The organism is Paenibacillus sp. Soil522, from assembly GCF_001428245.1.
Taxonomy (GTDB): domain Bacteria; phylum Bacillota; class Bacilli; order Paenibacillales; family Paenibacillaceae; genus Pristimantibacillus.
In genome coordinates this window covers 24789-46487 of sequence record NZ_LMRV01000088.1, presented here as the reverse complement: position 1 = coordinate 46487, position 21699 = coordinate 24789, and the positions used below count along the sequence as shown (strand labels likewise).

Below are 21699 nucleotides of genomic sequence, written 5' to 3'. Positions count from 1 at the left end.
TATGCACGGGACTGGTTGCGAAGGGCGGTGAAAGTTATCGCTCATTAGTAAGCGATTCAATGATAAAACCGCTTTAAATAGAACACACTGAACTTATCATTAATAAATACTCGGTTTGGCTTGTGTAATTTTTCACAATGTTTAAAATACAAAGATAAGAGGAATGGATGGGATTAAGCGATGAGCAACATACCTAAAATCGTTATTCTTGGCGCAGGGTACGGCGGTGTTTTGACCGCGCTTCGTTTGCAAAAAGAATTAAATTACAATGAAGCTGACGTCACTTTAGTGAATAAACATGATTACCACTACATTACGACACATCTCCATATGCCGGCAGCAGGAACGGACAATCCGGAAAATGCCCGTGTGAGCATTTCTAAATTGATTGATGAATTTAAAATTGATTTCGTCAAATCGACAGTTGTTCAAATTCGTCCGCAGGATAAAAAAGTTATTCTTGAAGACGGTACGCTGTCATACGATTATTTGGTTATCGGCCTTGGCGGCGAGCCGGAAACTTTTGGTATCCCGGGTCTAGGCGAACATGCTATGAACATCCGCAGCATTAACTCGGTTCGTTTGATCCGTGAACATATTGAGTATCAATTCGCCCGCTACAAACGCGAGCCTCACCGTACGGATTATTTGACGTTCGTTGTCGGCGGCGCAGGCTTCACAGGCATTGAGTTCGTCGGCGAGCTTTCCGACCGTATTCCGGAGCTGTGCAAGCAATTTGATGTAGATCCGGCGCTTGTGAAAATTTATAATATTGAAGCGGCTCCTACGGCGCTTCCTGGCTTTGATCCTGAGCTCGTTGAATACGGCATGGACGTATTGACGAAGAAAGGCGTTACGTTCCGCATTGGCACAGCTATCAAGGAATGCTCGCCAGAGGGCGTAATTGTCGGCGAAGGCGAAGAAATCAAATCGGCTACTGTCATTTGGACCGGCGGTATTCGCGGTAACCGTCTAATTGAAGAAGCAGGCTTCGAAACGATGCGCGGCCGCGTAAAGGTCGATGAGTTTCTACGTGTTCCAGGCAATGATAACATCTATATCGTAGGTGATAACTCGCTGATGTTTAACCCGGAAGGCCGTCCATACCCGCCGACTGCTCAAATCGCAATGCAGCAAGGCGTAGTATGTGCGCATAACCTTGTCGCTTCGATTCGCAATCAGCCTCCTAAGGGCTTCACGTTCAGCAATAAAGGAACAGTAGCATCGCTTGGCAAAGGAGAGGCAATCGGTATCGCATTCGGCAAAAAATATAAAGGCCGCGTTGCGGCTTGGTTGAAAAAAGCGATCGACCTTCGTTACCTGTTCATTATCGGCGGCATTCCGCTCGTTCTTCGTAAAGGGAAATTCCTATAATGAGACACTGCAGCGTACAAGTCCGCGGCTTGCTGACGAGAGACGAACTGGATCGTTACAACGCATTAATGGAGGTTGGTTCCTTCCTGGAATCGCAAACGCGGTACGACTTGGCCTATACGGTGCAAAAGGAAGTTGATCTGCTCATACAGCCGGCGATCGAGCGCTTGAAGGACAAAGGCAGGGCGCGTGACCGTGCGACCCAGGAGTATTTGGAAGCAAAGCGCCTCGGCTTAGATGAAGAGGACGAAGAGGACGATAACTGATTTAAAAGGCTTTCGCTTTTGGGACAGCATCATAGGCTGCCCAAGAGCGAAGGCTTTTTTTTTTGCAGCATGCAATACAAAAAGACAGTCCGAGCCGATTGAGTGGCTTGGACTGTCTTGTTTTTTACAGCTTAAGCAATGCTGCGAATTTCTCGCTGTTCAGAAGGTTGCCGACGTAGAAGTCACCGAATTCCGCATAGCGCGCGCTCACTTCATCAAAGCGCATTTCGTAAATCAGCTTCTTGAATTGAAGCGCATCGTCGGCGAATAGCGTAACGCCCCATTCCCAGTTGTCGAAGCCGACAGAGCCGGTAATAATTTGCTTCACTTTTCCGGCGTATTGACGGCCGATCATGCCGTGGCTGCGCATAAGCGTTTTACGCTCATCCATGCCGAGCATATACCAGTTATCTTGGCCGTCGCGGCGTTTGTTCATCGGATAGAAGCAGATATGATTCGCTTTCGGCAGTGTTGGCTTCAGTCTGGCAATGATATCCGGATTTTGCATCGGATCAGTGCCTGGCTGCGCCATATAATTGCTGAGCTCCACTACGCTTACATAGGAATGCACCGGATAGGTGAAGCTTGCGAACGTCGTTTTGTTGAATGCCGTCTCGATCGCGTTCAGCTCATCCAGCGTCTCGCGCAGGTGCATGAATACGAAGTCAGCCTTTTGGCCAACGATTGCATATAAAGCAGTGCTGCCTTGTTTATTTTCCTCAACCGCAGCCCATTGCTGCAAAAAGGATTGCAGCTCGTCAAGCGCGCGGCTGCGTTCACTTTCATCGGCTAAGCGCCAAGCGGTCCAGTCAATGCTGCGGAAATCATGCAGCGAGTACCAGCCTTCTAATGTTTGTGCTGCTTCACTCATTGAATAAATGCCCCTTTCAAGTCCCATAATGATGCTGCAATCATTGTATCGTAATCATGGCAGGGTGAGCAAATGGCGGTCTTGTGACATTTGTCCGCAGCTAATTGACTTCCATCTGTCCATTAATTAAACTATTAAACGAGAGTCTGAAAGGGGAAGTATGGATGCTTCAATTGATGATAGCGACGGTGCTGTTTTTAGTCATGATGTTCGGTATTGGCTTTATTTTGAATATGTTGTTAAAAACAACATGGTTTCCGATATATTTGTTTATTCTCGTACTGATACCGCTAGGCATATGGGCGCCTTGGGACAAGTCAGCGACTGCAACGATAGAAAACTTTGTCCATTACACGGTTATTGATTACATACCGGTAATCGGGGCGCTCATCGGCGCTTATGTAAGCGGCTGGGCAATCCAAGCGCTGCGCAAGGGCGGCTACAAAATGTTTTAATAGAAAAATCCCTCTATCGGGGGATTTTTCTATTTTTCGACTCGTCCGAAGCAGCTGTTTTTATGCTAAAATAATAGAATGAAAGTAAGGATGGAGCTGATGCAGTGCGCATCAATAATATATTGCAGTTCACGGAACATCATCGCTATTACATATTTCGTGATTTTTCGCTAAGCAGTCTGGATTATAAAATGCTTTCGCTAATCTATCAGCCGATGATTGGCGCTTTTTCTGTCGCATTTTACCAGCTGCTTTATCATGGGATTGCTGAAGGGCGCTCCGGCTATTCTTCGTTAGAACCGCAGCGCAAGCTGTTTCTTGGGCTCGGGCTGGAGATGAACGAGCGCGGACGCAAGCATTTGATCGAGCAGGCTTCTAAGCTGGAAGCAGTCGGTCTGCTGCAGACATCGCGGCTAGGCGTACCCGACAATGCAGATGTTATTTATGAATACGAGCTTTCGGAGCCGTTAACACCTGCAGAGTTTTTTCGCAACATGCATTTGACGATGCTGCTGCGCGATAAAGTTGGCAAATATGCGGTAATATCGCTTCGTGAATCGTTTGGTGCAAACGAACCGGATGAGCTGGCAGGCGCGCAATTAACGAAAGAGAACATATCGGTTCCGTTCTACGAGCTGTTTAAGCTTAATATGCAGTCGGTAGATAATGAGCTCGAACAAGCGCTGACAGAGGTCGCGCCTTCCCGGCAATCCGCTGCGAGACCCGCACAGGCGACGGCAGGTATTCCTTATGGGGAAATTATTTTGCGCTTCCCCCGCAATTCAGCGAACCGCCGGTTTGTGGAGCGTCTGCGGAGCGATGAGGAGCAGCTTTCTCAGGTGAATTATGTCGCGTACAAATACAACTTAGCAGTAGTCGATATATGCCGCTTGCTTGATGAAGACGGTATTTTCAGCGAGGGCGGCGTGCTCAATGTCGATGAGCTTCAGCTGCGTGCCAATCAATTATACCGCCAGGATAAGAAGCGGGAGGGAGAGCGGCAGCGCACGCTGTCGCGCACGCAAATGATCGCAGGCGAGGAGCCGGTTGAACCGGATGAATTGACGGAGGAATACGAGGTACAGGAGCAGCATTATTTGCAGGTACCGAACCAGCTTGTTGGCCGCTGCGATGTTCAGCAGTATAACATGCTGATGAGGAATGAACCGCATACCCGGTTTTTGCAGCGCTTTTTTCCGGGCGCGGTACCGGATTGGATAGAGCGGGTATTTGAACGGATTGATCTTAATTATAAATTAGCGGCACCGGTAATAAACGTACTCATTCATTATGTTATAGGGGCTAACGATGCACAGCGGGTAACGAAGACGTTTTTGGATGCGGTAGCATCGAATATGCTCGTTAAACAAATCGATACATTCGAGAAAGCAGTATTATATGTTCGTGAGCAAGCACAGGTGGAACAGGATAAGGAACGCCGCAAGGAAGCGGCGGCGAGCTATACCGGTGGAGGCTATAACGGCGCCAAGAACGGTGCTCGAAGCGGGGGCAACAGCCGTGGAACCTCGCGCAAGCCTTCGATCCCGATCGTGCAGGAGGGTCAGTCCGCTTCGGCGGTCTCGGCTGACGAGCTAGAGGAGCTGCGCAAGCTGGCGCGTAAATTAGACGGTAAATCATAGAAACGGGGTGAGCAGATGATGGAGTCAATGGGCGAATTGCTAAAGGCGTGGCCGACAGGTCAGGCTCTCACGGAGCAGGCGGAGCATAAGCTGACCGAGCTGCTCGCAGAACCGCAAGTCGAGAAGCTGCGAATGAAATATCCCGATTTGGATGTGCAAACAATCCGTCTTAATCTGAACCGTGTTTATCAATATGTAACCGAATATCGTAATTGCAGCAATTGTCCGGGATTAGATAAATGTCCGAATGATTTTGAAGGCCACTACACGCTGCTTAGCTCTGATACGATGAACGGGGTTACACAGCTGTATGACCGCAAGGTGGCGTGCAAGAAATTCATTGCCCGCAAGACCGAGGAGCAGATTCGCAGCCGCGTCCGGAGCTTTTACATTGACGAGAAGGCGCTGCAGCGCGGCTATTCATCCGATGAAATTTTAACAAATGATTTGGAACGGGCGAAAGCGGTTGGTCAAGTGCTTCGATATATCGACCGTACGAGGGAGCATGGTTTGCAGGAGGAAGGCTTGTATTTGGCGGGACGTTTCGGAACGGGCAAGACGTTCCTCATGTGCTACCTGCTCCATGAGCTTGCGAAGGCCGGATACTCCGGCGTTATCGTCTACATGCCTGACTTTGTCGAGGACTTAAAGTCGCTGATGCATGAGCCAGGCAAGCTGAAGGAAACGGTCGAGATGATGAAGGAAACCGACCTGCTCATCTTTGATGATATGGGCGCGGAAAATTTGAATCCATGGGTTCGCGACCATGTGCTTGGCGCGATCTTGAATTATCGTATGCAGCGCAAGCCAACGTTTTATACGTCCAATTACGAGCTGGAGGCGCTGGAGCGGCACTTCAGCTTCACGAGCAAGGACGGCGACGAGCTTCACAAGGGGCAGCGGATTATGGACCGCATACGGCCTTATGTTGAGGTAGTTATGGTAACAGGTGAAAACAAGCGCGGGCGGAAATAATGTGCAAAGCTTTGGTGAGCGGAATCCAGCAATAGGACTCGGCCAGCCAAAGTTTTTTTTGTTTTAGGGGTTTAAAACTTATCCGTTCACCAATTGCAGAATCCAGTCTTTGATATCAACGATTCGCAGTGTTTTTGGCCGTGTATTCGTTCCGGAAATAATTAATGGGACAAGGGAATCTTTTTCATGCAGTGAACCATGAGCCCCCCCTCCGATGTGGGTAGGGGAACTTTCTCCGACGAGTTCATATCCGGGTTTGACCGTGATGACAATGTATCTTCCTTCATGAGAATGCATTGCCCCGAATAACCTCGCCAAAACGTCAGGATACATTCCATACTTGATCCGATTATTATTTAGCGTAATATCTACTAGGCCCGGTTCACCCGATAATGACCAAGATTGACCATATTCATCGATGTAGTTTCCACCGGGACGATAAGAAAACATGTTACCGTTTTTCCCCGCAGTAACACGAACATTTTTATCATCTTTCATTGCGATGATGTCGAGCTTGTCCTCATTTTGCAAAAGCTTCACGACGTCGGCTAACTGCACATTAGCATCGACCGCATAGACATAAGCCATCCGTTCATTAGTGGAAATCACAATTTGGTCTTCGGTTCTTACAGCTTGATTTAATTTTGCTATGCGGTAACGGTTCAAAAGCGGCCTTATCTCAATAGTGGCTGCCTGCCGATCATCGTAAACAGCGCTTTGCGCACTGTCGCCCATGACGATCCATGTAGCATTTTTAACAGCCTGCTCCCACGAACCGAATGCGTTAAGCACGACTTGCAGAGCTTGATCCGCTTTTTTAATTCCATCCAACTGAGCCGTGCCCTTTCTATGCACCAAATTATCATTCTCAGGAAAGTATGTGATGGTTACATTTGGAAGTTTTTTTTGATTAATCAGAAAAGCAGTGTCTTGTGCGGAAAACTCGTCATTCATCCCGTATTTTTTCCACATAAGAGTATTCCAGCTATTCTTCAGATCCAGTTGTGCAAAAGCCGCGTAGGAAAACCATTTAGGTCCTGTTATTTTCAATTGTTCTGGAAAACGTTTGCTGTACGTCATGAAGCGGGGCACATTTAGGATATGTTCCGTTTTTCCTCTAAAAACAATAGCATTGATTGACGCTGATTCTTTTCCTTTTTCGGCCAACTCTTCATGAATCGTTTTCGTTTTTTTGTTCAATTGAACTTGGTTTAACTGATAAATAGCATCCATAAATACTTGCATTTGATCTATCTTCAACGCTTCTTTGGCACCATTTCCGTAGAAAATCATACGATTCTCTTTGCCGCTGTACCAAACAAGTCCGGGCACATGATGGCGGTCTGCATACGTCCCCGTTAATAATGTGCTATCGATCGTCACGGACATCGTGGGAAACGAACTCACAACCTGCGGGAAGTATTGCCCGTTTTTAAGGAGATACTGCATTGCGGGTGCACGGCCTTCTTGAATCGCATCGTGCAAAGGCTTGTCCATTAAAGAATCAATCAAGATAAATATGACAGGTTTGGCATTTTGATTTGCAGCGGAATGGGACTTGACGTTTTGTTCATTTAGCTGTTGACTGGAGTCCGCCCTGCAACCGATGATCAGCAAACTTAAACCTATCACTACAAAAATGGAAATTTTATCATTTATTTTCATAGGTTTACTCCCTTCATTAAAACAAAATCCTAATTATTCTTATTCATTTAAGATGAAAATAAACATACCCCATTCAGGGTAATTTTATGTAAAAATCAGGTTTTATTTGCATGAATTTTTTTAATCTTATAGGTTAAATTATCTTTCGTAGCTTAATTCGAAGGATGGTGAATTCCCATTAATATTTCGTTCGCGCCTAGGCTTTATCATTGGTTTGTACGTCCGAAATGGTTTACAAAAAAATATATTCACGACCATGTACATTCCCATTTTAAATTTGATGGCCAAACCGTACTAGATTTTGGCTCCGGTACTGGGGCGAATTGCTCCATGTTCCATCCGTCAAATTATGTTGGGATGGACCCTGATGCCAAACGAGTTAATTATGCAAAGCGATTATATCCCGACCATACATTTCAGGTCTTAGATAGTAAGAGATTCCCATTTGATAATGAATCGGTCGATTACATCCTTATTATCGCTGTGTTGCATCATATTTCTTCGGATGAAATATCAAGTTACATGAAGGAATTTCAAAGAATTCTAAAGCCTAACGGAACCATTGTCGTTATGGAACCCTGTTTATGCAAGAAAAATACGTTATGTAATTGGTTTATGAATTGGTATGACAACGGGGAGTATATTCGTAATGAAGAAGAATATATTCGCTTGTTTAGTGATCATAACTATGATTGTAAGGTCATAAAACGATTCCGAAAATGTTTTTTGTATCAGGAGTTATTTTTTTCTGTAAAACCAAAATCACTGTAAAGGGAGGTGCAAACTCCCTGTCAAATCAAGGATGATTATTATGGAGTGTGATGATAGAATGACTACTGCTGATATAGACGGATACTCGATGCATCATACTCTTAACTCATCCCGATCGGGCATGGGGAGGCATTGTCATCGGCGGAATGTCGGAAGTGAACGAATGGATTCATTAAAAAAGTCGATCACCGGATTCCGACAAAAGCTTCCAACATTGAACGGACTTATCAAGCAGTTCGTGCATCGCTTTGACCAAGAATGAAAGCGCATCCAAAATATTAAGTATTGACAGTAATCGGCGCTCACTGGTAAGATTCTCCCATAACCAACTAAACAGGTAGGAATAATGGTTTCCGACCGGACGAACCGGAGTAAACACCTATCAAGGAGAAACACCGATTACGTTTATTAATAACGAATACGTGTTTCTGCAAGCCTGTTATATTCAAAAAGGGGTGTTTGGAATGATGAAGAAAATTACTCATGTTCGTTCAGTTGTTATCCTATTGGCTTTGGTGCTTGTTTTGGCCGCTTGCGGTCAAGGAGGCAGCAACGCAGCAAACAAAGAAACGAATAAACCTGCTAATGAGGCTGCTGCAACGAACGCGGCGAAAGCGGAAGAGCCGGCCAAAGAGGAGCCAAAACCGCCGGTTGAGCTTCTAAACGTATCGTATGATCCGACTCGTGAGCTTTATGTAGATTTTAACGAAGCCTTCTCGAAGCATTGGAAGGCTGAAACGGACCAGGACGTGACGATCAAACAATCACACGGCGGCTCAGGTAAACAAGCCCGAGCAGTTATCGACGGCTTGAAAGCAGACGTTGTAACGCTTGCGCTCGGTTATGATATCGACGCTGTCGCAGAGCCAGGCTTGATTAATGCGGATTGGCAATCTAAATTCGAGCACAACAGCGCGCCGTACACATCAACAATCGTATTCCTGGTTCGCAAAGGAAATCCGAAGGGCATTAAAGACTGGAACGATCTCATCAAGGATAAGGTTGAAGTTATTACACCTAACCCGAAAACATCGGGCGGCGCTCGTTGGAACTACCTTGCTGCATGGGGCTATGCACTGAAACAAAACGGCAACGACGAAGCAAAAGCACAGCAGTTTGTTGCTGAATTGTTTAAGCGCGTGCCTGTACTCGATTCCGGTGCGCGCGGATCAACGACAACATTCGTAGAACGCGGAATCGGCGATGTACTGCTGGCTTGGGAGAATGAGGCTTTTCTATCGATCAATGAGCTTGGACCAGACAAGTTTGAAATCGTATATCCTTCTTTGAGTATATTGGCTGAGCCTCCGGTAGCCGTTGTTGACAAGGTAGTGGATGAGCACGGTACTCGTGAAGTAGCTGAAGCTTACCTGAAATACCTCTACACAGAGGAAGGCCAAGAAATTGCCGCTAAAAACTACTACCGTCCGATTTCTGAAACAGTTGCAGCGAAGTATTCGGAACAGTTCAAACCGCTTGAGCTGCTTTCAATCGATAAAGATTTTGGCGGCTGGAAAGCAGCACAAACGAAACATTTTGCTGACGGCGGCATTTTCGACAAAATTTATACGCCAGGCTCATAATGCGCGATTCGAACAAGACTGGAGCTGACTTCACATGAGAGGTTCCAAGGCCCGTAACGTTTTGCCGGGATTTGGTTTATCGCTAGGATTCACGTTGTTCTACTTGAGTATCATTGTTTTAATCCCGCTGGCTGCCGTTTTTTTCAAAACGGCAGAGCTCAGCTGGTCCGAGTTTTGGAGCACGGTTACGAATGCGCGAGTCGTTGCCTCCTACCGTGTCAGCTTCCTAACAGCTTTTTTCGCGGGACTTGTTAACGCGGTGTTCGGCTTGTTAATCGCCTGGGTGCTTGTACGCTACCGGTTTCCAGGCAAAAAATTTATGGATAGCTTAGTCGATTTACCTTTTGCTCTCCCAACGGCGGTAGCGGGTATCGCGTTAACGGCAATCTATGCACCGAACGGCTGGATAGGCACGATCCTGGAGCCGTTAGGGGTTAAGGTCGCTTACACACCGATTGGCATTACAATCGCACTTATATTCATTGGTCTGCCGTTTGTCGTTCGGACGGTGCAGCCGGTACTGCAGGACATGGAGAAAGAGACGGAAGAAGCGGCAGTTATGCTTGGCGCATATCGTTTGCGAACGTTTTGGAAGGTCGTTTTGCCGGAGCTATTGCCAGCGCTGTTAACAGGGTTCGCGCTCGCATTTGCAAGAGGCATTGGCGAGTATGGCTCGGTTGTCTTCATATCCGGCAATATGCCGCTTAGGACGGAAATAACCCCGCTGCTCATCATGACGAAGCTGGAGCAGTACGATTACGCCGGCGCTACCGCGATTGCACTCGTTATGCTTGTGGTGTCCTTTCTTATGCTGCTTGTTATCAACATACTGCAGTGGCGAATGAACCGCCGTACAGTTTCAGATTAAGAAAGGGGGCTCACACACACATGGCTGGCGCAATAACCGTCCATACCGATCAAGAAGTATCGAAGCGCCCGCGGCATATAATAGAATCGGGCCCCGTTCAAGGGCTGCTCATCGGAATTGCCATGCTGTTTCTCGGATTAATCGTTTTGCTGCCGCTGGCTTCCGTATTCGTCGAAGCGTTCAAGAAGGGCGTAGGCGTATACTATGATTCTATAACGGAGCCGGATGCCTTATCCGCACTTAAGCTGACGCTTATCGTCGCCTTGATTGCGGTTCCCGTAAATACGATCTTCGGCATATCGGCGGCGTGGGCCATCAGCAAGTTTCGTTTTCGCGGAAAAAATATGCTGATCACACTAATCGATTTGCCTTTTGCCGTATCGCCCGTCATTTCCGGCATGATCTACGTGCTGCTGTTCGGCACGCAAGGCTTTCTCGGACCGTGGCTGGATGAGCGCGGTATCCAAATTGTGTTCGCTGTGCCAGGCATCGTGCTTGCAACCGTATTCGTTACTGTTCCCTTTGTAGCCCGTGAGCTAATTCCGCTCATGCAGGCACAGGGCGTTCAAGAGGAGGAAGCGGCCGCTAGTCTTGGAGCTAAAGGCTGGCAAATTTTTTGGAGGGTAACGCTGCCTAACATCAAATGGGGACTTTTATACGGCGTCATTTTATGCAATGCCCGCGCAATGGGTGAGTTCGGCGCAGTATCCGTCGTTTCCGGCCATATTCGCGGTGAAACGAATACATTACCGCTGCATATTGAAATTTTGTACAATGAGTATCAATTTTCGGCATCGTTTGCGGTTGCATCCTTACTCGTGATGCTTGCAGTCATAACCTTATTTGTGAAAAGCATCGTGGAATGGAAGTCTGCTCAGCAAAAGCCGGCCGAAAAAACCGAGTAAATCAATTTTAATGGAGGGGTTTCGAATGGCAAAACCGTTAGAAGTGGATCAACAGTGGCTGGAGCGAATCGCTGATCAAGTAAGTGGGCTTAATTACGGGTCTGTGACGATTACCGTTCATGACGGCAGAATCGTGCAAATCGACCGGACGGAAAGAACGCGTTATGATGGGCCCTCTCAAAGACCGTCCGAGTCGAAGCTGCGGGAGAGCAAGCCATTAAGCGACGCGCTTCGCATCGTTCAATAATAGCGGCTGCCGTTTTTGGCCAACAAAAAAAGGAGCAGCAGTCTGCTCCTTTTTTTTATGAAATGATGAATTTTACGATTACAGCTGCAGCGAAAATGACGGTCATAAAACCGAGCATACCGCCAAAGCCGAACACAACATCCATCAAGTCATCGCGAGGCTCTTCGTTAAAATGCTCGCGCGGGTCTCTTACGTTTTCCATCGCCTGCGTCCTCCTTGAAAAAGACCGATTGCTATGTAGTATCGGTTTATTCAACTTATATTAGTATACCCAAACTGCCAAACAGTTGTAAAGCAAATACCGGTGACAATTGTAAGGCGAAATACATTCTATTTATGCTAAAATGTGTACAGAATCATTAGGCAGTCGGAGGCGAGAGCATGGATCATCAGCATACGGATCGGAAGCAGGCGGAGCAGCAGCTTGCGGAGGCAAAAGAGACGATACGGAACAAACTAGCTTTGCTCCCCGATCAATCAGGCTGTTACCTTATGAAAAACAGCGAAGGCGCCATTATTTATGTAGGTAAAGCGAAGGTGCTCAAAAATCGGGTGCGTTCCTATTTTAACGGCAGCCACAACGGGAAGACCCAGCGGCTTGTATCGGAAATTCGGGATTTTGAATTTATTGTAACCTCGAGCAATATGGAAGCTCTTATCCTGGAATGCAATTTGATTAAACAATACCATCCTAGATATAACGTACTGCTCAAGGATGATAAAACCTTTCCTTATATTAAAATAACGAACGAAAAGCATCCGAAGCTTGAGGTCACTAGACGGATCATTAAGGATAAAGGCAAATACTTCGGTCCATATCCGAATGCATACGCGGCTCAGCAGACGAAGAAGCTGCTTGACCGGCTTTATCCGCTGCGGAAGTGCAAGACGCTGCCGGATAAGGTGTGCTTGTACTATCATCTCGGACAATGTATTGCGCCATGTGAATTTGATGTGCAGCAAACAGAGTACGACCGGATGATTCAAGAAATATCGCGTTTTCTTAACGGCGGTCAAGATGTAGTGAAGAATGAGCTGCAGCGCAAGATGGAGGAAGCTGCCGAGAAGCTCGAATTTGAACGGGCGAAGGAGCTTCGGGATCAGCTTATCGCCATCGATGCGGTCATGGAGAAGCAGAAGATTACGATGTCGGATGCGCTTGACCGCGATATTTTCGGTTTTGCGGTAGATAAGGGCTGGATGTGCGTGCAAATACTGTACATGCGCCAAGGCAAGCTTATCGAACGACATGGCACGACCTTCCCTTATTACGGGGAAGTATACGATGATTTTATGACGTTCGTGACGCAGTACTACAGTGACAATCCGGCGCTGCCGAAGCAAATTTTGCTTCCGCTGCCTCCCGAGCAGCAGCATGAGGAGGTTCAGGGAGAGGCGGCGGAAGAGACCGCTGCTTCGCGTGCTGACGATGTCATAGCTTCACTTCACAGCTGGCTGAAGGTTAAGGTGCTTATGCCGCAGCGCGGACGTAAGAGCGAGATCGTAACGATGGCTGCCGACAACGCGAAGGTAATGCTTGATGAGAAATTCAGGCTAATCGAAAGAGACGAGGAGCGGAGCGTCAAGGCGTCCGAGTCGCTCGCCGGCTGGCTTGGCCTTGAGGAAGTACACCGAATCGAAGCCTTCGATAACTCTAACATTCAAGGAACGAATCCGGTCTCGGCCATGGTCGTCTTTACTGACGGTAAGCCAGACCGTAAGGAATACCGCAAGTACAAGGTGAAAACCGTGCAAGGACCGGATGATTACGAAACGATGCGCGAGGTCATACGGCGGCGGTACGAGCGTGTATTGAAGGAGGAGCTGGCAGCTCCCGACCTGATCGTTGTCGATGGCGGCAAGGGGCAAATATCGGCGGCGCTCGATGTGCTTGAGAATGAGCTTGGCTTGTACATTCCCGTATGCGGCCTTGTGAAGGATGCGAAGCATAAGACGGCGCAGCTCATGACCGGAGACCCTGCTGAGATCGTACCTCTGCCGCGCGACAGTCAGGAGTTTTATTTGCTGCAGCGCATCCAGGATGAGGTGCATCGGTTTGCCATTACGTTCCACCGCGAGCAGCGCGGCAAGTCCATGGTCGAATCGAAGCTCGACTCGATTCCAGGCATCGGAGAGAAGCGCCGCAAGCTTCTGCTCAAACATTTTGGCTCCATCAAAAAAATAAAAGAGGCCTCAGTCGAAGACTTCCGGCCTCTATCGATTGGAGATAAATTAGCTTCGCAAATTATAGCTGCTCTAAGTGAGGAGGAGTCGTCGTAACGGGCGGCTTCTTCTCTTTTTTGCGGCTTAAATATTTGATGGCAAAGGCAATCGGCACCGGCAGCACCGTGAAGAAGATCGCAGAAATAATATTTGGCGCCGATCCGATCGTCAACAAGGATAAGCCTACGGCTGCGCTGTTGAAGATCGCATGGGTAAACATAGAAGTAATGAAGCCGTATCTGACGAAAATAAAGCTGAATACAAGCCCGATAATCATGAGCTCAATCAATCTCGTCGAGGACGGATAAAACGGGTACATGACGTGGCCGAGCGCCCAGAAGAAGGTCGGGAGCAGCGCTGCGGCAAACGTATTTTTGAACCATCTGCGGAATAAACCGATACCGAAAAAGCGGAATACGGCTTCCTCGGAAATAGCGGCAGCCCAAGCAAGCACCGGCATCAGCCATAGAACACCCATATTATAAGGAGATTGGGTGGCATCCGTCGTATCCCATGTTCCGATCGTTAGCCGCAAGCCGATAAAGATGACGGATTGCAGCGCGAACAGGATGATCGCGAATAAATAGGCGAGGCCAACGCTGCGCCAAACATGATCACCATAGCCCTTTTGCCCGAAGCGCGGCCATAATGCACGGCCCTGCGCCTTCCAGAGGCCGTCTCCCGCGATCAGCGAAATATAGATGGACCCGGCCATCGGGATGGTCAAAAGAACCGTAACGATGGCTGTAATCATTGCGGCTTGGCCGGCCATTTCATTTTCGCCTAGCTGAGCACGTATACCATCCAGCATGTTAAGGTTCATGATGATATAGGTAATTAAAAATACGACGGTGAGAATGATTCCAAATTTAAAGGAAGTGAATCTCCGGTACAGCACCGCGTAAATAATCGCCAACACGAATAGCACTATGCTCATGAAAAAATAACCGAAGCCGGTTAGAAAGCCAGCTATTGTATCCTGCTTCTTTACATAGCGGATGTAGTCATCCGGCGCTGCGAACGCAGGCTTGTATTTGGTAATAACGGTGCGGCCATCCATGTTTAGCGCATGAACATCGATCTTAAGCTGAGCTTTCATAATAGTAGCGGAAGGCGGCTCGCCATGCCAGTCACCGTTAGGCAGCAGCGTGCTTCCCCGAAAATCAAGCCCGCTGAAGCTTTGTGCCGACAGGAAAGAGATCACAGCCTCCGTCTTAACGGCGTCAGGCAGCGGCTCGCCGTCAATTAGCAGGTTCCACGCCACGATCTTTTCACTCTGCATATGTACATAAACAAAGCCGCTGCCGCCGCCGGCAAATTTCAAATCAACCTGAAACGTATCCGTCGGGAAGCTCGGATCATATTTTTCAGCGTATATTTTGACCAGCTTATTTTTGGATAAATAACCATTAAGCATTTTATCGGTTTGATGCACGGCTTTAGCCGATTTCACCTTCAGGCCGGTTTGTTTCTCAGCGAAAGCAGCAGCGCGGTTCTCTGCAGCCGACTTTTCAATAACCTTTGTGTTTAATTCACCGGATGCAATGGAAGCAATCATGGGCCAGACGTCAACGGCTGCATAAATAATGAAGCAAGCAACCGCCGCCCATATAAAACGTTTCCATTCATTAGGCCTGATAGAATCGATCATTGGTTCACCTCTACTGTCTTTTTAGTGAGTAGCTTATTTCATTACATTACCATACAAATCCCTGAATTATCCAATGGTAAAGCACGGCTGTTTTCAAAAAACTGCGAAATAACGATGTCTGGCAAGCTTGCTGCTTGCTGCTTTGTCCCATTGCCTATATTTGGACTAATATCGTCCTTTTTGTCGTAAAAGTCAGCTTTATATCGAGACTGTTTTGGGATTATAATCGTAAACGGCATACAAATTGAATAGAACAGCCGAATTTCCTATGGAAAACGGGGGAACCATAAAGCTGTCAATATCGATGAACCTGCTGTAAGCAGGAGGTTCGCATTTGGCGGCATGGGGTGAATTTTAGCGTTGGAGCATCTTCTCCAGCCGCCGAATAGGGCTGCCTGTCCAGGCCCGAATCCGTCAGCTAACCTCGTAGGCGTACTGGAACAGGACTCATCGCACAGAGCATTTGAGTATCCAGTGCTTTTTTTTATGCATAAAAACGGGCTGAGATGTTATAAGACACGCCTCGGCCTCGTACAGAAAAAGAATTGCAAATTTAAGTTTGGATAGGGGATTAGGTAAGTGGGAATGAAAAAGAAGCAGTTTGTCATTGTAGGTCTTGGAAGATTTGGTTCGAGTTTGGGCCGGGAGCTCGTTGAGCTTGGTCATGAGGTGCTCGGTATTGATAAGGACGAGGAAGCGGTTCAGGAAATGAGCAGCGTGCTGACTTATACCGTGTCTGCCGATTGTACAGATGAGGAGACATTGCGCTCGCTGGGCGTTCGCAACTTTGACTGTGGCGTTGTAGCAATCGGTGACGATATTCAGTCCAGTATTTTAACGACGATTTTGCTTAAAGATTTAGGCGTCAAGCAAGTAGTGGCGAAAGCGATGAGTGAATTGCATGGTCGTGTCCTTGAAAAAATCGGAGTCGACCGTGTTGTTTATCCGGAGCGGGACATGGGCATTCGGGTAGCGCATCAGCTCGTATCGCCTAACCTGCTCGATTATATTGAGCTGTCAAAAGAATATACCATAGCGGAGCTTGCTGTTCCGCTGTGTTTGAATGGAAAATCTCTGAATGACCTTAATCCACGCGCCAGATTCGGCTGCAGCATCGTAGCGATTAACAAGCCGGGCGGCATTATTATAGCGCCTACGGCAACGGATGTGCTCGCTGAGCGGGATGTCATGGTTATCATTGGAACGAACGAGCAAATCGAGGATTTTGAGGCAACAGTTATACGCTAGGATTTCATTCGACTTGAATGAGAGTGTATTTGAATAAAAGCCGAATTTCTCCAAAAAAACAGGGAACCATATATTATGGGGTTAATATCGTAGAACCGTATGAATTTGGGGCATTACGCGAATCAGTCAGATAATCTGGCAGGCTTTACCTGCGGGATATCAACTGTTCAGATATTGGTTATCCAATATCTTTTTTTGTCCAAATAAGGAGAGATTTTGTATGAACATGATGAAAAAACCTTTCGAAATGAAGTTGACACCCCCTCAAATTTTGGTATCGGGCTTCGCCATCATCATTCTATTTGGCGGAATTCTGCTTTCCTTGCCATTCTCCACCCGGACGGGGCTCGGTACTCCGTTTCTTGATGCGTTGTTTACGGCGACCTCTGCTGTGTGCGTAACAGGGCTGGTGGTAGTGGATACGGGGACACATTATAGCCTATTCGGGCAAATCGTTATTCTGATGCTGATTCAAATGGGCGGATTAGGCTTTATGACCATGGCAACGCTGGTTGCTTTGGCGATCAAGAAACGGATTACATTAAAGGAACGACTGATTCTTCAGGAGGCTATGAACCAGAGCTCTATCGAAGGTATCGTGCGGTTGATCAAAAAAGTACTCGCATACGCTCTTGCAATCCAATTAATCGGAATGATTGTGTTTACCATTCGTTGGTCATTCGATATGCCGTTCCGCCAAGCGTTTTATTTCGGCACTTTTCACGCCATATCATTTTTTAACAATGCGGGCTTTGACCTATTCGGATTGTACTCTGGCAAATTCACTTCCATCATGAGTTACGTAGACGATCCGATCATCAATTTAACATCGATGTTTCTAATCATATTCGGGGGTATCGGGTTTATCGTCATTTCCGATATGCTGGGATTCCGCACGAGACGGAGTTTGTCGCTTCACTCTAAAGTGGTATTAAGCATGTCCGGATTTCTTATCGTATTCGGAGCCATCGTCATCTTTATCTTTGAGTTTACGAACGAGAAGACACTCGGCTCGCTGGATTGGACAGGGAAAATATGGGGAGCATTATTTCAATCGGTTACACCAAGAACTGCGGGCGCGAATACCTTGGACATCGCTGGCTTGCGTCAAGCGACTCAATTTTTCATTATCATCCTGATGTTTATCGGAGCTTCCCCGGGGTCGACTGGAGGCGGCATTAAGACTACTACTTTCACGATCCTAATCGGCTCCGTGATCGCCATGATCCGGGGTAAGCACGATATCGTACTCTTCCGCTACCGTTTGGCGCAGGATCGGATATTCAAAGCGATTACACTGACATTGATTGCTTTGTTTCTGGTCCTTTTTACGACCATGGTTCTGACGACTACGGAGGACCGGAATTTCCTGATGATTCTGTTCGAGGTGACCTCCGCTTTTGGCACAGTGGGCTTATCCATGGGGCTCACGCCGCAATTGTCGGAAATTGGGAGGATCATGATTATATTAATGATGTTTGCCGGCAGGCTGGGTCCGGTTACGCTGGCGTATTCTCTGAGACCCAAGGCTGAAAAGGAATTGTACCGTCATCCGGAAGGCAAGATTACAATTGGCTAATCCACATTCGGACAAGGAGTAACAATTCGAAGAGGCAATCAATTAACCGGCGTAGGAGGAATTATGTATGGAACAACAAGCCATAATGGCAATCGGCATATTTCTGTTAATATATGGCTTCATCATAGCGGAAAAAATACATCGGACCATTGTAGCCATGATTGGCGGCGTATTGATGGTCACACTCGGAATTGTCGACCAAGAAACAGCCGTTCACCACATCGACTTCAATACGCTCGGACTTCTGATCGGTATGATGATCATCGTGAATGTCACGGCTGAAACAGGGGTCTTTAAGTATATTGCCGTATACTCTGCTAAGAAAGCGAAAGGCGATCCTATTCGCATCCTTATTTCGCTATTTCTGATCACGGCATTTGCCTCGGCTTTTCTTGATAATGTTACGACGGTTCTGCTTATGGTTCCTGTAACCTTCAGTATAACAAGGCAATTGAAGGTAAATCCGTTTCCGTTTCTCTTTTCACAAATCTTGGCATCCAATATCGGCGGCACAGCTACGTTAATTGGCGACCCGCCGAATATCATGATCGGGAGCGCGGTCAAGGAACTGACGTTCATGGCGTTCATCAACAACCTTGCACCTATTGTGATCATCATACTGATTGTACATATTCCGATATTTGTTCTGCTGTTCCGCAATCACCTCCGGACAACTCCGGAATTAAAACAGAGCATCATGCAATTTAACGAAAAAGAGATCATCACAGATCGCAAGTTGCTTACAAAGAGCCTCTTCATAATCGGACTCACGATTCTGGGCTTCTTTCTTCATCAAATGCTGAATTTAGAATCCGCAACGGTCGCATTAACCGGAGCGTTTCTGCTCCTACTTCTGACCGGTGAGCATTCTATGGAGAAGGCGATATCTAAGGTTGAGTGGACCACCATATTTTTCTTCATAGGCCTGTTTGTGGCAGTCTCGGGACTTGCAGAGACTGGGGTTATATCAAAGATAGCTGAACAAGCCTTGCAATGGACAGGTGGTGATCTGGTTGCCACATCCATGTTGATTATATGGTTGAGCGCTATTGCTTCCGCCTTCATTGACAATATACCTTTTGTCGCTGCCATGATCCCGATGATTCAAGAAATGGGTAATTTGGGCGTTGTTGACCTGGAACCATTATGGTGGAGCCTATCCTTAGGAGCCTGCTTGGGAGGAAACGGTACCCTAATCGGGGCGAGCGCGAATCTAATCGTAGCCGGTTTAGCTGAAAAAGAAGGTTATCCCATCAGGTTTTTCCAGTTTTTTAAATACGGGTTTCTTCTCATGCTGCTATCCGTGATTCTAGCGAGTATTTACGTTTACCTACGCTATTTGCTTTAGATTTCATGTTATAAAAAAGGATTGCCGTCCGGGTTGAGACATTGGTTTACAGCGGTTATGAGGGAATATTTAGCTCCCGCAAAATGAGGAATGGATTCGGAAGCGTAATATTGGAAATGCTGAAGGACAGCGGCATCTTTAGAGGCTGCTGTCCTTTTTGCTTGGAAAACGTGCTGCCAGCTCATTGATCCACAAGCGAACCGAAGGGCTAAGAGCTGCTGAATCAGCATGGATGAGGGAGGTTGTCCGTTTCGTTTCCTCCAGCTCGCGAATCTGAACGACGGCGAGCTCGTTGTCTTCAAGCAGCTGATTGCGCATATAGGATTGGGGGAGCAGCGTCGCGGCTCTGCAAGTATGAAGCAAGCGCAAAATCGCTTCGAATGAATCGATCTCCATGCGGACATCCGGCTGCAGATGGTACTTGTCGAAGAGCTCGTCGGTGAGCAGCCGGTACCAGGTGCCTTTAGAAAATAAGATCATAGGCATGCCGGTCAAGTCTTGAATGCCGAGCGTTCCTTTATCGGTAATCACTTGATTACGGGGCAGTACCAATGATAGATGGTCCTCGAATAATGGAATGCACCTAACAGTCGAATCCTCGATGCTGGAGGCTACAATTCCGATATCCGCTTTATGGTCGCGGACGAGCGACACGATTTCATGCGTCTTGCCGGTAATCGCTTTGATGTCGAATTCCGGGTGGGTAGTCGTAAGCCGTTGGATTAGGTCGGGCAATGTCGTCTGCAGCGTTGTTAGACTCGCGCCTATCGTCAGCGTCGTATGGCCGGTTGACGTAAACTCGGAGACGGTTTGCAAATATTTGCGATGAAGCCGGCGCAGCTCAAGGGCATATTCGTACGTCAGCTGTCCGATCCGGGTGAGCTCAAGCCGTTTGCCAATCCGGCGAAATAAGGGGGAGCCTATTTCTTGCTCCAGCTTAGCTATTTTACGAGAGAGTGCAGGCTGGGACAGATTGAGCAGCACGGATGCCTTATTCATGCTTGACTGTTCGACGATAACGGTAAAGACATGCATCTCTTCATTCATGAAAGGAACTCCTTATATCATTTTGTTATAAGAAATTATAAAAAATAAGCAATTCCATTATAAGCTGAAAAGGAGTAGGATGTGAAGTGTGGCTAATGTGTGTCGACTTTTGTTGACGGAGGTACATGCTGGGGGTACAATGTAGAATGATTTGCCATGCGTAAATAGCTGACAACTGCCTAAGGCAGCGCAGCTTTGTTTTTGCGCTGAAATATAAGCAATGTATAATCGATAGATACATTCTTATATTTTAAAAAAAAGCATGCTAGCACTCACAGTATTGAAAGGAGAAGGAATGACATGAAAGGAAACTCGTATTTCTCGCGCAAGCTTCACTCGCTTCTCGGGATCATTCCGCTCGGCGGTTTTATCGTCGTACACGGTCTGACCAACTATCAGGCGTTTGAACGCGGACCTGAAGGCTTCAACAAAGGCGTACATCTGATCAACAGCTTGCCAGTGCTGCCGCTGCTCGAGATTTTCGGCATTTATCTCCCGCTATTGTTTCATGGTATTTACGGTTTATACGTTGCATACCAATCGAACACGAATACGGGACGCTTTAAGTATGGACGGAACTGGGCGTTTACCGCACAGCGGATTACAGGGGTGATTACTTTTGTATTCGTTTTCTGGCACGTGTTTCAGACTCGGATTCAGGTTTACCTCGGCATCATAACGCATGAAGAGCTGGGTTCCACGATGAATCAAATCGCAAGCAGCCCTGCAATGTTCGTGCTTTACGTTATCGGCGTACTTGCAGCTGTATTCCATTTCAGTAACGGTCTTTGGGCGTTTCTGATCAGCTGGGGCATTACGGTCGGCCCGAAAGCTCAGCGTATCTCTTCCTACATTTGTATGGGCGTTTTTGTTATCGTTTCAGCGTTGTTTATTCTATCGCTTATCGCGTTTAGCGGCGATGAATTTAAGGAAGCTGCGAGTGCCGCATTGGCACTTACGAATATCGGTTAGTTTGTAGACAA

The 21699-nt window shown here is 47.2% G+C and carries 20 protein-coding genes and 2 riboswitches; of the genes, 15 read left to right on the top strand and 5 right to left on the bottom strand.

The window, feature by feature from the left end:
• Positions 1-180: 180 nt before the first annotated feature.
• Positions 181-1374, top strand: coding sequence for an NAD(P)/FAD-dependent oxidoreductase (locus ASG81_RS25625; protein WP_056641220.1), 1194 nt, complete (start codon positions 181-183; stop codon positions 1372-1374).
• Positions 1374-1640, top strand: a complete 267-nt coding sequence (locus ASG81_RS25620; protein ID WP_056641217.1) for a hypothetical protein — start codon at positions 1374-1376, stop codon at positions 1638-1640. The genes ASG81_RS25625 and ASG81_RS25620 overlap by 1 nt, the downstream gene beginning before the upstream one ends.
• A 124-nt stretch (positions 1641-1764) precedes the next feature.
• Here the strand turns inward: ASG81_RS25620 and hemQ are convergent, their stop codons facing one another.
• The gene (gene hemQ / locus ASG81_RS25615; RefSeq protein ID WP_056641214.1) at positions 1765-2511 is read right to left on the bottom strand and encodes a hydrogen peroxide-dependent heme synthase; all 747 of its coding nucleotides are present in this window, start codon (positions 2509-2511) and stop codon (positions 1765-1767) included.
• 164 nt (positions 2512-2675) lie between these two features.
• Here hemQ and ASG81_RS25610 point away from each other — a divergent pair, with 164 nt between their 5' ends.
• From ASG81_RS25610 to dnaI, 3 genes are all read left to right on the top strand, one after another.
• Positions 2676-2966 carry a YuiB family protein gene (locus ASG81_RS25610; protein WP_056641211.1) on the top strand — a complete coding sequence of 97 codons (291 nt, stop codon included), beginning with the start codon at positions 2676-2678 and terminating at the stop codon, positions 2964-2966.
• 104 nt (positions 2967-3070) lie between these two features.
• The gene (locus tag ASG81_RS25605) at positions 3071-4606 is read left to right on the top strand and encodes a hypothetical protein (protein WP_056641207.1); all 1536 of its coding nucleotides are present in this window, start codon (positions 3071-3073) and stop codon (positions 4604-4606) included.
• 18 nt (positions 4607-4624) lie between these two features.
• Entirely contained in the window at positions 4625-5581 is a 957-nt protein-coding gene (gene dnaI / locus ASG81_RS25600) for a primosomal protein DnaI (RefSeq protein WP_056641204.1), read from the top strand.
• 78 nt (positions 5582-5659) lie between these two features.
• Here the strand turns inward: dnaI and ASG81_RS25595 are convergent, their stop codons facing one another.
• Positions 5660-7246, bottom strand: a complete 1587-nt coding sequence (locus ASG81_RS25595) for an alkaline phosphatase family protein (protein WP_056641201.1) — start codon at positions 7244-7246, stop codon at positions 5660-5662.
• Positions 7247-7417: 171 nt separating this feature from the next.
• On the opposite strand from ASG81_RS25595, the gene ASG81_RS25590 reads away from it, so the two are divergent.
• The 5 genes from ASG81_RS25590 (at position 7418) to ASG81_RS25570 (ending at position 11620) form a co-directional block, all read left to right on the top strand.
• The gene (locus ASG81_RS25590; protein WP_327205192.1) at positions 7418-8017 is read left to right on the top strand and encodes a class I SAM-dependent methyltransferase; all 600 of its coding nucleotides are present in this window, start codon (positions 7418-7420) and stop codon (positions 8015-8017) included.
• A gap of 467 nt (positions 8018-8484) precedes the next feature.
• Positions 8485-9600 (top strand): sulfate ABC transporter substrate-binding protein, encoded by a 1116-nt coding sequence (locus ASG81_RS25585; RefSeq protein WP_056641702.1) that lies wholly within the window; start codon positions 8485-8487, stop codon positions 9598-9600.
• 34 nt (positions 9601-9634) lie between these two features.
• Positions 9635-10468 carry a sulfate ABC transporter permease subunit CysT gene (gene cysT, locus ASG81_RS25580; RefSeq protein WP_056641194.1) on the top strand — a complete coding sequence of 278 codons (834 nt, stop codon included), beginning with the start codon at positions 9635-9637 and terminating at the stop codon, positions 10466-10468.
• A gap of 20 nt (positions 10469-10488) precedes the next feature.
• A complete protein-coding gene (gene cysW, locus ASG81_RS25575) occupies positions 10489-11373 on the top strand; it encodes a sulfate ABC transporter permease subunit CysW (protein ID WP_056641191.1) in 885 nt (294 codons plus the stop codon).
• Between the two features lie 25 nt (positions 11374-11398).
• A complete protein-coding gene (locus tag ASG81_RS25570) occupies positions 11399-11620 on the top strand; it encodes a YezD family protein (protein ID WP_056641187.1) in 222 nt (73 codons plus the stop codon).
• 55 nt (positions 11621-11675) lie between these two features.
• On the opposite strand, the gene ASG81_RS31440 is transcribed toward ASG81_RS25570, so the two are convergent.
• Positions 11676-11822, bottom strand: a complete 147-nt coding sequence (locus ASG81_RS31440) for a YqzM family protein (RefSeq protein ID WP_155971946.1) — start codon at positions 11820-11822, stop codon at positions 11676-11678.
• 179 nt (positions 11823-12001) lie between these two features.
• Between ASG81_RS31440 and uvrC the strand changes: the two genes are divergently transcribed.
• Complete coding sequence (gene uvrC, locus ASG81_RS25565; protein WP_056641184.1) at positions 12002-13900, top strand: excinuclease ABC subunit UvrC; 1899 nt, start codon at positions 12002-12004, stop codon at positions 13898-13900.
• Here the strand turns inward: uvrC and ASG81_RS25560 are convergent.
• On the bottom strand, positions 13866-15494 hold the full coding sequence (locus ASG81_RS25560) for a CPBP family intramembrane glutamic endopeptidase (protein WP_056641181.1): 1629 nt from the start codon (positions 15492-15494) through the stop codon (positions 13866-13868). The two genes, uvrC and ASG81_RS25560, sit on opposite strands and share 35 nt — an antisense overlap.
• 245 nt (positions 15495-15739) lie before the next feature.
• Positions 15740-15942: riboswitch (cyclic di-AMP (ydaO/yuaA leader) on the top strand.
• Between the two features lie 137 nt (positions 15943-16079).
• Here ASG81_RS25560 and ASG81_RS25555 point away from each other — a divergent pair.
• The 3 genes from ASG81_RS25555 (at position 16080) to ASG81_RS25545 (ending at position 19669) form a co-directional block, all read left to right on the top strand.
• On the top strand, positions 16080-16742 hold the full coding sequence (locus tag ASG81_RS25555; RefSeq protein WP_056641701.1) for a potassium channel family protein: 663 nt from the start codon (positions 16080-16082) through the stop codon (positions 16740-16742).
• A gap of 28 nt (positions 16743-16770) precedes the next feature.
• A riboswitch (cyclic di-AMP (ydaO/yuaA leader) is annotated at positions 16771-16902 on the top strand.
• 60 nt (positions 16903-16962) lie between these two features.
• Positions 16963-18321: a TrkH family potassium uptake protein gene (locus ASG81_RS25550; RefSeq protein WP_056641178.1), complete on the top strand. Its 1359-nt coding sequence runs from the start codon at positions 16963-16965 to the stop codon at positions 18319-18321.
• Between the two features lie 67 nt (positions 18322-18388).
• A complete protein-coding gene (locus ASG81_RS25545) occupies positions 18389-19669 on the top strand; it encodes a sodium:proton antiporter (protein ID WP_056641176.1) in 1281 nt (426 codons plus the stop codon).
• Between the two features lie 138 nt (positions 19670-19807).
• On the opposite strand, the gene ASG81_RS25540 is transcribed toward ASG81_RS25545, so the two are convergent.
• A complete protein-coding gene (locus ASG81_RS25540) occupies positions 19808-20716 on the bottom strand; it encodes a LysR family transcriptional regulator (protein WP_056641171.1) in 909 nt (302 codons plus the stop codon).
• 300 nt (positions 20717-21016) lie between these two features.
• Here ASG81_RS25540 and ASG81_RS25535 point away from each other — a divergent pair, with 300 nt between their 5' ends.
• On the top strand, positions 21017-21688 hold the full coding sequence (locus ASG81_RS25535) for a succinate dehydrogenase cytochrome b558 subunit (RefSeq protein WP_056641168.1): 672 nt from the start codon (positions 21017-21019) through the stop codon (positions 21686-21688).
• The last annotated feature ends 11 nt before the right edge of the window (positions 21689-21699 follow it).